Source organism: Pseudoduganella dura, assembly GCF_009727155.1.
GTDB classification, from domain to species: Bacteria; Pseudomonadota; Gammaproteobacteria; order Burkholderiales; family Burkholderiaceae_D; genus Rugamonas; species Rugamonas dura.
Genome location: NZ_WNWM01000002.1, coordinates 3,162,546 through 3,176,094, shown reverse-complemented (window position 1 = coordinate 3,176,094; position 13,549 = coordinate 3,162,546). Strand labels below are relative to the sequence as shown.

Here is a 13,549-nt window from a genome sequence, read left to right as displayed (position 1 = left end):
GCACATGAAATTCACACACGAGTGGATCGAAAAAAACCCCTGGCTGCTGATCGCGCTGGTGACGCTGGTGGTGTCCGTCGGCGGCGCCGTGGAGATCGTGCCGCTGTTCTTCCAGAAATCGACGACCGAGCCGGTGGCCGGGCTCACACGCTATTCGCCGCTGCGCCTGGCGGGCCGCGACATCTACGTGCGCGAAGGCTGCTACGCCTGCCACTCGCAGATGGTGCGCCCTTTCCGCGCCGAGACGGAGCGCTACGGCCACTACTCGGTGGCCGGCGAATTCGTGTTCGACCGGCCGTTCCAGTGGGGCTCGAAGCGCACCGGCCCGGACCTGGCACGCGTGGGCGCCCGCTACAGCGACGAATGGCACCGCACTCACCTGCGCAACCCGCGCGACGTGGTGCCCGAATCGAACATGCCGGGTTACCCGTGGCTGGCGCGGACGAAGCTGGTACCGCAGGACATCGCGCCGAAGCTGCGCGCGCTGCAGCGCCTCGGCGACGGCTACACGGATGCCGAAATCGCCGCGGCGCCGGCCGGGCTCGTGGACAAGACGGAAGAAGACGCCCTGGTCGCCTATCTGCAGGGCCTGGGCACGCTGATCAGGTCGAGGAATTGAGAGGAACCGACATGACACTCGAACACATTTTCGACAGCGCCAGCAGCGTGATGACGGTGATCTCGTTCGCCACGTTCGCCGGCATCTGGGCGTGGGCCTGGTCCACGCGCAAGCGGGACGATTTCGCGCAGGCGGCGCAACTGCCTTTCGACGGCGACGGGAACGGGGAGCGGCACGATGTCTGACTTCACCAGCGGTTTCTGGAATTACTACATCGTGCTGCTGACGGTGCTGGGCATCGCCGGCTGCGCGCTGCTGCTGTGGGCGCAATCGAGCCACGGGGTGACCGCCGCCGAAGCGGCGCCCGGACCAACCGGCAAGGGTATCGAAACGACAGGCCATGTGTGGGACGAGGATCTGACCGAACTGAACACGCCGATGCCGCGCTGGTGGATGTGGCTGTTCTACATCACGATCGTGTTCGCCGCGGCTTACCTGTTCCTGTACCCGGGCCTGGGCACGTATGCCGGCAGGCTCGGATGGCGGTCCGCCGCTGCCTACCAGGAAGAACTGGCCGGCGCCGACAGCCGGTATGGCCCCCTGTTCGACCGATACCGCCGGCAGGACCTGAAGGCGGTGGCCGCCGATCCGCAGGCGCGCGCGATGGGCGAGCGCCTGTTCCTGAACTACTGCGCGCAATGCCACGGCTCGGATGCGCGAGGCAACAAGGGTTTTCCGAACCTGGCGGACAGGGACTGGCTGCACGGCGGCGACCCGGCCACGATCAAGCAGACGATCATGAACGGCCGCCACGGCGTGATGCCGCCGATGGGCGCCGCGGTGGGTACCGACAAGGATGTCGAGAACGTGGCGCATCATGTGCTGAGCCTTTCCGGCAGCGCCGCCGCCGATCCGATCAAGAGCGTGCTCGGCAAGCGCAAGTTCGCCGCCTGCCTGGCCTGCCACGGCGCCGGCGGCACCGGCAACCCGGCGCTCGGCGCGCCGAACCTGGCGGACAAGACCTGGCTGTACGGCGGCAGCGCCGACACGATCATGGAAACCATCCGCAACGGCCGCGACAGCACCATGCCCGCGTTCGGCGACTTCCTCGGCGAAGGCAAGGTGCATGTGCTGGCCGCCTACGTGTGGGGCCTGTCCAACGAGGCGAAGTGAGCATCATGAACGCTCCAGGACCCGGGCACGTGATCCGCATGTACGAAAAGCGCCAGCCGATCCATCCGCGCGAAACGGATGGCCGCTTCGCGCGCCTGCGCTGGCTGTGCGTGTGGCTCACGCAGCTGGCCTACTACGGCACGCCGTGGCTCGCGTGGAACGGTCGCCAGGCCGTGCTGTTCGACCTGGGCGCGCGCAAGTTCTACCTGTTCGGCCTGGTGCTGTGGCCGCAGGATTTCATCTACCTTGCCGCGCTGCTGGTGATCTGCGCCTGGGGGCTGTTCCTGGTGACGGCGGTGGCCGGCCGCGTGTGGTGCGGCTTCGCCTGCCCGCAGACGGTGTACACGTCGATCTTCCTGTGGATCGAGCGCAGGATCGAAGGTTCGCGCGCGGCCCGCATCGCGCTCGACAGGCAGGGCGCCTCCCCGCGCAAGCTCGGCAAGCGCACCGCGAAGCATCTTGCATGGGGCGCCGTGGCGCTGTGGACGGGTTTCACGTTCGTCGGCTACTTCACGCCGGTGCGTGATCTGGGCAACGGCATCGCCACGCTGTCCCTCGGGCCGTGGGAATGGTTCTGGGTGCTGTTCTACAGCCTGGCCACCTACGGCAACGCCGGCTGGCTGCGCGAGCAGGTGTGCAGGTACATGTGCCCGTATGCGCGTTTCCAGAGCGCGATGTTCGACCGCGATACGCTGATCATCACCTACGACACGCAACGCGGCGAGCCGCGCGGCAAGAAGGCGGCGAACGGCGCCTGCATCGACTGCACGCTGTGCGTGCAGGTGTGCCCGGCCGGCATCGACATCCGCAACGGTTTGCAGTACGAGTGCATCGGCTGCGCGGCCTGCGTGGATGCCTGCGACAACGTGATGGACAGGACCGGCCAGCCGCGCGGCCTGATCCGCTACAGCACCGACCGCGCCATGGCGGCGAACCTGGCGCCGGCGCGGCCCCTGCAACGGGCGCTGCGCCCGCGCGTGCTGGCCTATGGCGCCGCGCTGCTGGCGGCGACGCTCGCGCTGGGCCATGCGCTGGCCACGCGCATGCCGTTGAAAATGGACGTGATCCGCGACCGCGGCTCGATGGGCCGCGAAGTCGACGGCGGCGCGATCGAGAACGTGTACCGGCTGCAGATCATGAACACTTCCGAGCGGGCGCACCGCTACCGGATCGCGGCCGCGGGCCTGCCCGGCCTGGCCCTCGCCACGGAGGATGTCGTAACGCTGGCCGCTACCGAAACGCGTGCCGTGCCGGTCCGGCTGCGCGCTCCCCACGGCGCCGGCCATGCCGGATCCAACGAGATCCGGTTCAGGCTGACGGCGCTGGACGACGCGCGCCTGTCGGTCGACGAACGCGCCGTATTCATCGTACCGCGCTGAAGGAGCAACGATGCACCCGATGACGATGTCTTCCACGCCGTGGTACCGCGAGCGCTGGCCGTGGCTGCTGATGGCCGGCCCGGCCGCAGTGCTCGCCGCCGGCGCATGGACCGGCTGGCTGGCCTTCTCGCAGCAGGATGCGCTGGTGGTGGGCGATTACTACAGGCGGGGCAAGGCGATCAACCAGGACCTGCGGCGCGACCGGGCCGCCGCCGCCATGGATGCACGGGTGGCGCTGCGCTACGACGCCGTGCACGGCGTGCTGCAAGGACGGCTCTCGGCGAATGCGCCGCCGCGCGGCACGCTGCTGCTGCACCTGGCCCATGCCACGCAACCGGGCAAGGACCTGCGCCTGCTGCTGCGCCCCGATGCGGGCGGCAGCTTCGCCGTGCCGTTGCCGCGGCTCGAACGCAGCCGCTGGGTGGTGCTGGTGGAAGACGACCGGCGCACATGGCGGCTGGAAGGGCAGTGGCGGTGGCCGGTGGAGCGGGAAGTGGTGCTGGCGGCGCGACTTGATCGGTAATGCCGCGACGGGCATGGAAAACAGGTGTCTGACACCATTTCCCGTGGAAATGGTGTCAGACACCTGAAAATCAGCTGCAGGTCTCCGTCCCCGCCGTGATCGCCTTCAGCCGCGGCAGGTCGAGCACTTCGACCTCGCGGTTCGACACGCGCAGCAGCTCCTGCTTCTTGAACTTGTTCAGCAGCCTGCTGATGCTCTCGATCGTCAGCCCCAGGTAGTTGCCGATATCCTCGCGCGACATGCGCAGCTGGAACGCGGTGTCCGAATAGCCGCGCGCCGCGTAGCGCGAACCCAGGTTGACGAGGAACGCGGCGAAGCGCTGCGTGGCCTGCATGTTCCCGAGCAGCAGCATCACGCTCTGCTCGCGCGTGATTTCCTGGCTCATCATCCGGTGGAAGTGGCGCAGCAGCGTGGGCATGTCCACCAGCAGCCGCTCCAGGCTGGCGAACGGGATCTCGCACACTTCGCTGTCTTCCAGCGCCATCGCGCTGCAATAGTGCCGGTCGGTGCTGATCGCGTCCATGCCCAGCAGTTCGCCGCCCATCTGGAAGCCCGTCACCTGTTCCTCGCCATTGGCGTTGATCTGGTATGTCTTGAAATGGCCGAGCCGGATCGCATACAGGTTCGTGAACGGGTCGCCGATGCGGAACAGGTTCTCGCCTTTCTGCACCTTGCGGCGGCGGCCGATGATCTTGTCCAGCTTGTCCATGTCGCCCACGTCGAGGCCCATCGGCAGGCACAGCTGGTGCATGCTGCAGGTCGAGCAGCGCGCCTTCAGGCTTTCGATCGTCACGCCGGGCAGCGTCAGGGAAGGCAGCTCTTGCATCATTGTCATCGTCCGGTCAAGGGTGAGCCACAGTGTACTTGATCCGCCCCGCGAGGAAAACCGTGGGGAAACTTTCATGCAGCGTGTCTTCCCGCACAGTGCGCTGCCGGCCGGGCGGCGCATAGTTCCCCGATAACATCGCGGCGAAGGGGGAAACAGTGCGTCCGCTCGGTATCAAGGCAAAAGTCGCGCTGGCGACGACCGTCACGACCATCGTGACGATCGCGCTGGTCACCGCACTGCAGGCCCAGCGCATGCAGGCGGATTTTTCGCGCGTGCTGTTTGCCCAGCAGGATGCGCTGATCACGCGCACCGCCCACGAACTCGATGAAAAAGTGATACTGCTGCGCGACATCGTGGCCGAATCGGCACGCTGGCAACCGGACGAGATCTGCAACGACGCGCCGGCCCTGCGCGCCCATTACGACTATCGCGCCGTGCTCCGGCTGTTCGACGACATCCTCGTCGTCAACCCGGCCGGCATCGTGGTGGCGGACGTGCCGGCGCTGCCGGGCCGCCCCGGCGTGAGCGTGGCGGACCGCGCCTACTTCCAGCGGGTGCTGAAGGAACGGACGGCGCTGGTCACCGAGCCGCTGATCGGCAGGGCGAACAAACAGCCGATCGTGCAGATGGTGGCGCCCGTGCTCAGCGAGGATGGCGAGGTGGCCTGCGTGCTGATCGGCGTGCTGCGGCTCTACCGGGATAACCTGCTGGGCCACCTGCGCACCGCCAGGGTGGGCCGTACCGGCTACTACTACATCGTCACGGGCTACGAACCGTCGATCTACGTGGTGCACCCCGACCCGGCGCGCCTCATGCAGCCGCGTAATCCACAAGGCTATCCGTCGACGTTGCGGGCAATCCGCGAAGGATTCGAGGGTACCGTGATCAGCACCGACGCCCGCGGCATGCGCGCACTGCAGAGCTACAGGCGGCTGAAGACGGTGCCGTGGATCCTGATTGCCTCGCTGCCCGCCAGCGAGGCGTTCGAACCCTTCGAAGACCTGCTGTCGCGGCTCGCCCTGTGGGGCACGCTGGCCTCGCTGATGGCGGCCGCCGTCATCACGTGGATCACGCTGCGGCTGATGTCGCCGCTGGTGCGGCTGCGCGACAGCATCCGCGAACTGCGCGGCGATCCGCAGCATTTCAAGCCAGTGCCGGTGACATCCCGCGACGAGATCGGCGAACTGACCGGGGCCTTCAACGACCTGATGCGCGAGCGCTCCGCGGCGGACGGCCGCGCCCGCGAGCTGATGGACGAAGTGGAAACCCGCGCCGTCGAGCTGGAGCGGGCGCGCGACCGTGCCGAGGCGGCCAACCGCGCCAAGAGCGACTTCGTGGCCAACATGAGCCACGAGATCCGCACGCCGATGAACGCGGTGCTGGGCATGGCGCAACTGCTGCAGAACACCGCGCTCACGACCCAGCAGCGCAAGTACCTGCGCATGATCCGCACCGCCGGCGATTCGCTGCTGGGCATCCTGAACGACGTGCTGGACTATTCGAAAATCGAAGCGCAGCGGATGGAACTGTCGCCCGTCGAGTTCAACCTGGACGACTCGATGGCCACGCTGGCCACGACGATGACGATGAGCGCCGGCGACAAGGAACTGGAGCTGGCCATCGTCGTCGAGCCGGACGTGCCGCGGCTGCTGCGCGGCGATGCGCTGCGGCTGCAGCAGATACTCGTGAACCTGGCCGGCAATGCGATCAAGTTCACCGCGCAGGGCGAAGTGGTGGTGGAAGTGCGGCTGGGCAGCGGCAGCGGCAGCGCGCAGGAAAGCGGCAGCGGCGCGGTGCTGTGCTTCGAAGTGCGCGATACGGGCATGGGCATGAACCCGGAGCAGCTGTCGCACCTGTTCCAGGCGTTTACCCAGGCGGACGAAAGCATCACGCGGCGCTTCGGCGGCACCGGCCTGGGGCTGGCGATCTCGCGCCGGCTGATCGAGCTGATGGGCGGCGAGATCCACGTCGACAGCGAACCGGGGCAGGGCAGCCGGTTCTGGTTCGAGCTGCCGTTCGGCGTGGTGCAGCGGCAGGAAACGCCGCGCCAGCCGGCAGTCGGCCACTTCGCCGTGCTGGTGGCGGACGACAACGCCACCAGCCGCAACCTGATCGGCCGGCTGATCCGGGCCTGGGGCTGGGAAGCGGACGTCGTCGATTCGGGCAGCGCCGCGCTGGCGATGTACGCCTTCCGCATGCGCAACGGCCGGCCATACGATGTGGTACTGGCGGACTGGCACATGTCCGGCCCGGACGGCCATGCGCCCGCCGTGGCGATCCGCCGCGAGGCCGATGGCCGGGCGCAGCCGATCGTGGTGATGCTCAATGCCTTTGCCCGCGAGCGCCTGGAGGAGATCTCGAAGAGCGCCGAGGCGGACGCCGTGCTGGTCAAGCCGATCACCAGTTCGACGCTGTTCGATGCGCTGCACCAGGCGCTGGCGGCCAAGGCCGGCGCCGACGACGCGGCCCCCGCCGCGGACAGCCATGCCGGCCGGCTGCAGGGCGTGCATTTTCTGCTGGTCGAAGACAATGCGCTGAACCAGGCGGTGGCGCGCGGCCTGCTGGAACATGCCGGCGCTACGCTCGACGTGGCCGGCGATGGCCAGCAGGCCATCGACATGCTGCGTGCCGATGCGCAGCGCTACGACATCGTGCTGATGGACATGCAGATGCCGGTGCTGGACGGCTTCTCGGCCACCGCCGCGATCCGCAACGAGCTGCTCCTGGGCCTGCCGGTGGTCGCGATGACGGCCGGCGTGCTGGCCTCCGAACGCGACCGCTGCGTGGCCGCCGGCATCACCGACTTCATCGCCAAGCCGGTCGTCGTCGACGAAATGATGACGGTCATCGACCGGTACGTGCCTGCGCAGCGCCGGCCGCCCGTGCAGGAACCGCGCTCACTGCAGGAAATGAATCCTCCGGTGCCGCGGGACGTGGACCGGCAGGACGTGGACCGGCAGGACGTGCCGGGGGCGCAGGATGGCGAACCGGTGTTCAGCATGGACAGCCTGGGCCGCGTGATGGGCCGCGACCCGAAAGGCCGGGCACTGATGCGCAGGATGGTGGAAGGCGCCCTGGAAGGCGGCATGGCGCCGGCGGACGAAGCGGACCACGCGCTCGCGGTCGGCAACCTGGAGGCCGCCGCCCATATCTTCCATGCGCTGCGCGGCGCCATCGGCGTGCTGGGCGCGAAGCGGCTGATCAGGGCCACGATGGAGGCCGAACGGGCGATCGCGGAACTGCCCGCCGGACGGCTCGCGCCGCACTTCGCCGCGGTGCGTCATGAGCTGGCCCTGGTGCTGGAGGCGGGCCGCGCCTGGCTGGACGAGGATGTACCCGTCCAATAGCGATCCGGCGCACCAGGCGGGCCTGTGACAGGCCTTTGGCCGTCTACGGGCGATTCCGGTGGTTGAACAGCGCGCCGGCCGCCAGGCCGACGGCGAACGCGCCATACACCAGCGCCAGCGAACGTTTCGACACGCGCACGTCGAAGCCCGGCTGCAGCCGCTGCGGCGTGAGCTTGTAGTCGACGAAGCAGGCCACCGCCGATGCCCCCGCCGCCGCCGCAAGCTTCGGCACCACCCCGTCCTTGTCGAACACCTTGCCGGCCGCCTGCTCGAACAGGCTGGCCCAGAAGTGCGAGCTGGCATGGTGGATCGCATAGCCGGTGAGCGTGTATTTCCACGTGGGTTCGTCATGCACGAATGCCCTGTCGCCCCAGATCACGTGGCTGATGGCGTTGGCGCCCGCGTAAAGGCTGCCGGTTTCCTCCTTCGAGCGCAGCGCCAGCGCACCGGTCGATGCCAGGCTTGCCAGCGTGCCGGGCAACATGCCCTTGATGATGACCTGCTTCCAGTTATCCATGATGTTCTCCGAATGTTTGAGATTTTTCCTATACTGGCCCTTCCGTGACAACAAGGGCATGCAATGCTGATCCTGCTCACCGGTGCGACCGGTTTCCTGGGTTCCCGTTTGTTGCCGCTGCTGCGCGCCAGGGGCCATCGCGTGTTGTGCGCGGGCCGCCGGGCGCAGCCGGGGTGCGACTTCATTCGGGCCGATTTCGCCCACGATAGCGAAAAATCGGACTGGGTGGCGCGCCTGTCCGGCGTGGAGGCGGTCATCAACACGGTGGGTATCATCCGCGAGTCGGGCGGGCAGACATTCGCCCGCCTGCATGCGGAGACGCCCCGCGCGCTGTTCGCCGCCTGCGCGCAGGCCGGCGTGCGCCAGGTGATCCAGGTATCCGCGCTGGGGGCCGACGAGGCAGCCACCACGCCCTACCACCTGAGCAAGAAGGCGGCGGACGATTTCCTGGCCACGCTGCCGATCCGTTCCCGTATCGTGCAACCATCGCTGGTGTACGGTCCCGAAGGCGCCAGCGCGCGCATGTTCCGCATGCTGGCGACGATGCCGTTCGCGGTGCGCTTCGGCAGCGCACCGCAGCCGGTGCAACCGGTGCACGTGGAAGACGTGTGCGCCGCCATCGTCGCGCTGCTGGACGAGAAAGGCGGGCCACGCAGCGCCCGGGTTCCGCTGGTTGGCCCGACGCCGCTGCCGTTCATGGGCTACCTGGCCACGTTGCGGCGGGCGTTGGGCCTTGGGCGGCTGCGCATGCTGCGGCTGCCGTACCCCGCAGCGCGCGCCGCCGCGTGGCTGGGCGGCTTCGTGCCGGGCAGCCCGTTGACGCCGGACACGCTGCGCATGCTCACGCGCGGCAACACCGCCGATCCCGCGGCAACGGTGCGGCTGCTGGGCCGCCCGCCGCGCCCTGTGGACAAGTTCATTACCCATCCACAGGCGGAGCGCCGCGCCGCCCAGCTGGACTGGCTGCTGCCGCTGCTGCGCATCGCGCTGGCGATCGTGTGGATCTGGACCGCGTTCGTATCCGCATTCGTCTGGCCGGTGGCGGACAGCTATCAGTTGCTCGAACGCACCGGCATTCCGGCATTGCTGGCGCCGCTGATGCTGTATGGCGCCAGCGCGCTCGACCTGGCATTCGGCATCGGCACGCTGGCGCTGTCGCCGCGCCGGCGGCGCTGGCTGTGGCTGGCGCAGATCGGGCTGATCGGTTTCTACACGGTGCTGATCGCGCTGCGCCTGCCGGAATTCCTGTGGCACCCGTATGGCCCGCTCAGCAAGAACCTGCCGATGCTGGCCGCCATCTGGCTGCTGTACGAAGTGGAAAAGGGGGACCGGTGATGGAATACCTGGCGGTGAAATGGCTGCATATCCTGAGCGCCACCTTCCTGTTCGGCACCGGCATCGGTTCGGCGTGGTACCTGCTGTTCGCCGTCATCAGCCGCAACGTGGCCGCCATCGCGGTGGTGTCGCGCATCGTCGTCGTCGCCGACTGGACTTTCACGGCCACGACGATGGTCGTCCAGCCGCTCACGGGGTTCTACCTGGTCCACATTGCCGGCTATCCGCTGCACAGCCGATGGATCGTGTGGTCCGTGATCCTGTTCGTCGTCGCCGGACTGTGCTGGCTGCCCGTGGTGTGGCTGCAGATGCGCCTGCGCGACCTGTCGGCCGCCGCCGCCGCGGCGAACACGCCGTTGCCGCCGCTGTTCTGGCGCTGCTTCAAGGTGTGGGTCGTGCTGGGCATCCCGGCGTTCTTCGCGTTCCTGGCCGTGTTCTGGCTGATGGTGGCCAAGCCCCTGTAGCCTGACAAACACCGTTCGAAAATTTCGATAATAGACAGGTAATCTTTCCGTTTTTGTTTTCTTCCGGTTTTGTTCATACTTCATTCCATCGACACAGCGCAAACAAAACAGCGCGATGTCAAAGGTTCGAAAATATCGACAAACCCATTGAAAAACTCAGGAGAAAACATCATGCCAGTCGCCAAAGCCCAACCCGGTAAAACCCTGCTGAACGGTAACGACCACACGCTGATCATGATCGACCACCAGTCGCAGATGTCGTTTGCGACGAAATCCATCGATGCCACGGTGCTGCGCAACAACGCCGCGCTGGTGTCGAAAGCGGCGGCCGAATTCAAGGTGCCGACCATCCTGACCACGGTGGCCGCCGAATCGTTCTCGGGCCCGATCTACGACGAGATCCAGTCCGTGTTCCCGGACCAGAAACCGATCGACCGCACGTCGATGAACACGTGGGAAGACCAGCGCATCGCCGACCGCGTCAATGAAATCGGCAAGGGCCGCATCGTGCTGGCCGGGCTGTGGACGTCGGTGTGCATCGTGGGCCCGGCACTGTCCGCGCTGGACCAGGGTTTCGAGGTGTACGTGATCACCGATGCCTCCGGCGACATCACCGAGGAAGCGCATGAACGCGCCGTGCAGCGGATGGTGCAGGCCGGCGCCCGCCCGATCACGTCGCTGCAATACCTGCTGGAACTGCAGCGCGACTGGGCCCGCGGCGAGACCTACAACCAGACGGTGAAGACTTCCGTCCAGCACGGCGGCGCCTACGGCCTGGGCCTGATCTACGCGAAGTCGATGTTCAACGCCTCGGAAGGGCACTGATCGCGAAGCGCCCGGGGAGACTCCGGGCGCTTCTTCTCATGCGTCCTGCCCCAGCAGGGCGGCCAGCCGGTCCAGGTTCTGCTCGTTGGCGCCGGCGACGAAACGGGCCACCTTCGCGCACTCGGCCGGATTACCGAAGTGCATTGTCCAGTGCAGGAGGGTCCTGTCCTCCGCGTCCCTGTCCTTTGCGTCCCTGTTGCCGGCGTCCGTAAATACGAACGTGGCACGGAAGGCGTGGCCGGATACGTGGTCGAACACGATCCTTTCCAAAGGCACGATCTCCACGAAATGCGATTCGTTCGGGTAAGCGGTTCCATCGGGGCCGTGCATCACGAACGTCCACGCGCCGCCCGGTTCGAAACTGAAACCCTGGAAGGTGCTGGTGAAGCCATCCGGCCCCCACCACCGCGCCAGCTGCGCCGGATCGCTGAAGGCGCGGAAGACCCGTTCGCGGGGCGCGTCCAGCACGCGGGTCGTCACGATGTCACACTCGTCCATGCTGCACTCGTCCTTGCCGCGCTCCTTGATGCCGCGCTCTTCCACGCCGTCCTTGTCCACGCCGTCCTTGTCCATGGTGGCCTCCATCGGTTGTCCCGCCATTTTAATGCGATATCACGGGCGCCCGGTCAGCGGACATCCTTCGCCGCGGTGCGGGCAATGTCGGCGAAGGCTTGCACGGCGGGCGCCGCGCGCGACAGGTTGCGCAGGATCAGCCCCACGCGCCGCCGCGCCATCGGCCGCAGCGGCCGGGTAACGATGCGCGGGTGCGTTTCGGCCATCGCATGCGGCAGCGCCAGCTCGGGCATCACGGCGATGCCGTCGCCGTTGTCGACCAGGCCCAGCACGGTGATCATCTGCGACATCCGGTAGCGCACCTGCGGCGCCAGGCCGGCGTTGGCGAACAGCGGCTCGACCAGCGCCGAGCAGCCCTGTTCCGGCATGATGAACGGCAGCCCGGCCAGCTCGTCCAGCGTGACCGATCGTTTCGCCGCCAGCGGATGATCGTGCTGCAGCAGCGCCACCAGCTGGTCCTCGACCAGCGGCACGGTATCGAAGCGGTCGTCCGGCAGCACGGCGAAGCCGACATCGACGCGGCGGTCCGCCACCCACTGGATCACGGCGGCATCGGGGCCCTCGTCGATCTGCACCTCGATGCCGGGATAGCGCGCACGAAATGCCTTCAGGATCGCCGGCAGCAGCTTCAGCGACGACGTGGGGCCGAACGAGCCGATGCGGATCAGCCCCTGGTTCAGGCCGCGCGTGACGGCCGCATCCTGCCGCATCGCTTCCTGCAGGCCGAGGATCTCGCGGGCGCGCAGCAGCAGGCGGCGGCCCAGGTCCGTCACCTCGACGGCGGCCTGCTGGCGCTCGACCAGCTGCACGTCCAGCTCCTGTTCGAGCGAACGGATCGCATGCGACACGGCCGACTGGCTGATGCCGAGGCGCAGCGCGGCGGACGTGAAGCCGCGCATCTCGGCCACCATCACGAAGATTTCCAGCTGGGTGAAGGTCATGACGATTTCTCTCATGAGCTTTCGCTCATTTGCCTATGAGTTTGGATAAGCAATAATGTATGGCTTCCGCAACCCTGGATGCAAGCACAACATGAACAACGATCCCGTCAACAACAACCTCGTGTACGGCAAGCTGGTACTGGTCACCGTGTTCTGGGGCGGCACGTTCATCGCCGGCCGCATCGTCGCGCATGCGCTGCCGGCGATGACCGCCGCCGCATTGCGGTTCGCCGTGGCCGCGGTATTGCTGCTGCTGGTGGCGTGGAGGAAGGAAGGCGGCCTGCCGCGCCTGTCGGGCAGGCAGGTGGCGGCCACCGCGGCGCTCGGCCTGACCGGCATCTTCCTGTACAACCTGTGCTTCTTCGGCGCGCTGGGTTCGATGCCGGCCGGTCGCGCGGCGCTGTTCATCGCGCTCAATCCGGTCGTCACCGCGCTGGCCGCGGCGGCGTTGCTGCGCGAGCGGCTGCATGCCGTGAAATGGGCCGGCATCGCCCTGGCGTTCGCAGGCGCGGCGATCGTCATCACGCGCGGCGATCCGGTGGCGGCACTGCACGACATCGGCCAGTCGCTGGGCAAGGGCGAACTGCTGATGCTGTGCGCGATCAGCAGCTGGGCCGCCTACACGCTGGTGGGCCGCGCCGCCCTGAAGGGCCTGACGCCGGTGGCCGCCACCACCTATGCGGCGCTGTGGGGCCTGCTGTTCCTGCTGGTCGGCGCCGGGCGCGACCTGGCGGCGCTGCAGTGGAGCGCCATCGGCTGGCAGGTATGGGCCAGCCTGTGCTACCTGGGCGCGTTCGGCACGGTGCTCGGCTTTGTCTGGTACTACGAAGGCGTGAAGGCGATCGGCGCCTCGCGCACCGCCGTGTTCAACAACCTCGTTCCCGTGTTCGGCATCGCGCTTGCTTCGCTGCTGCTGGGCGAGCAGGTGCTGGCATCGATGGTGGCGGGCGGCGTGCTGGTGGCGGCGGGGGTAACGCTGACGAACCGCTGAGCAGTCTTTGCCGACTGCGTTAGTGCCGGTCAGTATCGTGCGGGGCCACCGCGGCCTGTCTCCCTATCATGAGCGACCTCAATGGGAGAACAC

General features: G+C 67.5%; 14 protein-coding genes. 10 read left to right on the top strand and 4 right to left on the bottom strand.

Going from position 1 to position 13,549, the window contains the following annotated elements; genetic code table 11:
* Positions 1-4: 4 nt before the first annotated feature.
* The 5 genes from ccoO to GJV26_RS13890 are packed head-to-tail and all read left to right on the top strand — an operon-like array spanning position 5 to position 3,634.
* Positions 5-619, top strand: coding sequence for a cytochrome-c oxidase, cbb3-type subunit II (gene ccoO / locus GJV26_RS13910; RefSeq protein WP_155709322.1), 615 nt, complete (start codon positions 5-7; stop codon positions 617-619).
* A gap of 11 nt (positions 620-630) precedes the next feature.
* A complete protein-coding gene (locus GJV26_RS13905; protein ID WP_155709321.1) occupies positions 631-804 on the top strand; it encodes a cbb3-type cytochrome oxidase subunit 3 in 174 nt (57 codons plus the stop codon).
* Positions 797-1,732, top strand: coding sequence for a cytochrome-c oxidase, cbb3-type subunit III (ccoP, locus tag GJV26_RS13900; protein WP_155709320.1), 936 nt, complete (start codon positions 797-799; stop codon positions 1,730-1,732). Before GJV26_RS13905 ends, ccoP begins: the two co-directional genes overlap by 8 nt.
* Before the next feature lie 5 nt (positions 1,733-1,737).
* Complete coding sequence (ccoG, locus tag GJV26_RS13895) at positions 1,738-3,111, top strand: cytochrome c oxidase accessory protein CcoG (RefSeq protein WP_155709319.1); 1,374 nt, start codon at positions 1,738-1,740, stop codon at positions 3,109-3,111.
* 10 nt (positions 3,112-3,121) lie between these two features.
* Positions 3,122-3,634: a FixH family protein gene (locus tag GJV26_RS13890; protein ID WP_229419295.1), complete on the top strand. Its 513-nt coding sequence runs from the start codon at positions 3,122-3,124 to the stop codon at positions 3,632-3,634.
* A gap of 70 nt (positions 3,635-3,704) precedes the next feature.
* On the opposite strand, the gene fnr is transcribed toward GJV26_RS13890, so the two are convergent.
* Positions 3,705-4,463 (bottom strand): fumarate/nitrate reduction transcriptional regulator Fnr, encoded by a 759-nt coding sequence (fnr, locus tag GJV26_RS13885; RefSeq protein WP_155712478.1) that lies wholly within the window; start codon positions 4,461-4,463, stop codon positions 3,705-3,707.
* Positions 4,464-4,618: 155 nt separating this feature from the next.
* On the opposite strand from fnr, the gene GJV26_RS13880 reads away from it, so the two are divergent.
* Positions 4,619-7,810 (top strand): response regulator, encoded by a 3,192-nt coding sequence (locus tag GJV26_RS13880; RefSeq protein ID WP_189441600.1) that lies wholly within the window; start codon positions 4,619-4,621, stop codon positions 7,808-7,810.
* A 43-nt stretch (positions 7,811-7,853) separates the two neighbouring features.
* Here GJV26_RS13880 and GJV26_RS13875 read toward each other — a convergent pair whose 3' ends face one another.
* Positions 7,854-8,327, bottom strand: a complete 474-nt coding sequence (locus GJV26_RS13875; protein ID WP_155709318.1) for a hypothetical protein — start codon at positions 8,325-8,327, stop codon at positions 7,854-7,856.
* Between the two features lie 63 nt (positions 8,328-8,390).
* Here GJV26_RS13875 and GJV26_RS13870 point away from each other — a divergent pair, with 63 nt between their 5' ends.
* From GJV26_RS13870 to GJV26_RS13860, 3 genes are all read left to right on the top strand, one after another.
* The gene (locus GJV26_RS13870) at positions 8,391-9,662 is read left to right on the top strand and encodes an SDR family oxidoreductase (RefSeq protein ID WP_155709317.1); all 1,272 of its coding nucleotides are present in this window, start codon (positions 8,391-8,393) and stop codon (positions 9,660-9,662) included.
* Positions 9,662-10,126: a DUF2269 family protein gene (locus GJV26_RS13865; RefSeq protein ID WP_155709316.1), complete on the top strand. Its 465-nt coding sequence runs from the start codon at positions 9,662-9,664 to the stop codon at positions 10,124-10,126. Before GJV26_RS13870 ends, GJV26_RS13865 begins: the two co-directional genes overlap by 1 nt.
* 171 nt (positions 10,127-10,297) lie before the next feature.
* Positions 10,298-10,951 (top strand): hydrolase, encoded by a 654-nt coding sequence (locus tag GJV26_RS13860; protein ID WP_155709315.1) that lies wholly within the window; start codon positions 10,298-10,300, stop codon positions 10,949-10,951.
* A 36-nt stretch (positions 10,952-10,987) separates the two neighbouring features.
* Here GJV26_RS13860 and GJV26_RS13855 read toward each other — a convergent pair whose 3' ends face one another.
* The gene (locus tag GJV26_RS13855; protein ID WP_229419294.1) at positions 10,988-11,536 is read right to left on the bottom strand and encodes an SRPBCC family protein; all 549 of its coding nucleotides are present in this window, start codon (positions 11,534-11,536) and stop codon (positions 10,988-10,990) included.
* Positions 11,537-11,577: 41 nt separating this feature from the next.
* The gene (locus GJV26_RS13850) at positions 11,578-12,465 is read right to left on the bottom strand and encodes a LysR family transcriptional regulator (protein ID WP_155709314.1); all 888 of its coding nucleotides are present in this window, start codon (positions 12,463-12,465) and stop codon (positions 11,578-11,580) included.
* A 91-nt stretch (positions 12,466-12,556) separates the two neighbouring features.
* On the opposite strand from GJV26_RS13850, the gene GJV26_RS13845 reads away from it, so the two are divergent.
* Positions 12,557-13,456 (top strand): DMT family transporter, encoded by a 900-nt coding sequence (locus tag GJV26_RS13845; protein ID WP_155709313.1) that lies wholly within the window; start codon positions 12,557-12,559, stop codon positions 13,454-13,456.
* The last annotated feature ends 93 nt before the right edge of the window (positions 13,457-13,549 follow it).

Excerpts from the sequence above, each read along its gene's own strand:
- ccoO (WP_155709322.1), top strand. The coding sequence starts at position 5 with ATGAAATTCACACACGAGTGGATCGAAAAAAACCCCTGGCTGCTGATC.
- GJV26_RS13905 (WP_155709321.1), top strand. The coding sequence starts at position 631 with ATGACACTCGAACACATTTTCGACAGCGCCAGCAGCGTGATGACGGTG.
- ccoP (WP_155709320.1), top strand. The coding sequence starts at position 797 with ATGTCTGACTTCACCAGCGGTTTCTGGAATTACTACATCGTGCTGCTG.
- ccoG (WP_155709319.1), top strand. The coding sequence starts at position 1,738 with ATGAACGCTCCAGGACCCGGGCACGTGATCCGCATGTACGAAAAGCGC.
- GJV26_RS13890 (WP_229419295.1), top strand. The coding sequence starts at position 3,122 with ATGCACCCGATGACGATGTCTTCCACGCCGTGGTACCGCGAGCGCTGG.
- fnr (WP_155712478.1), bottom strand. The coding sequence starts at position 4,463 with ATGATGCAAGAGCTGCCTTCCCTGACGCTGCCCGGCGTGACGATCGAA.
- GJV26_RS13875 (WP_155709318.1), bottom strand. The coding sequence starts at position 8,327 with ATGGATAACTGGAAGCAGGTCATCATCAAGGGCATGTTGCCCGGCACG.
- GJV26_RS13870 (WP_155709317.1), top strand. The coding sequence starts at position 8,391 with ATGCTGATCCTGCTCACCGGTGCGACCGGTTTCCTGGGTTCCCGTTTG.
- GJV26_RS13865 (WP_155709316.1), top strand. The coding sequence starts at position 9,662 with ATGGAATACCTGGCGGTGAAATGGCTGCATATCCTGAGCGCCACCTTC.
- GJV26_RS13860 (WP_155709315.1), top strand. The coding sequence starts at position 10,298 with ATGCCAGTCGCCAAAGCCCAACCCGGTAAAACCCTGCTGAACGGTAAC.
- GJV26_RS13855 (WP_229419294.1), bottom strand. The coding sequence starts at position 11,536 with ATGGAGGCCACCATGGACAAGGACGGCGTGGACAAGGACGGCGTGGAA.
- GJV26_RS13850 (WP_155709314.1), bottom strand. The coding sequence starts at position 12,465 with ATGACCTTCACCCAGCTGGAAATCTTCGTGATGGTGGCCGAGATGCGC.
- GJV26_RS13845 (WP_155709313.1), top strand. The coding sequence starts at position 12,557 with ATGAACAACGATCCCGTCAACAACAACCTCGTGTACGGCAAGCTGGTA.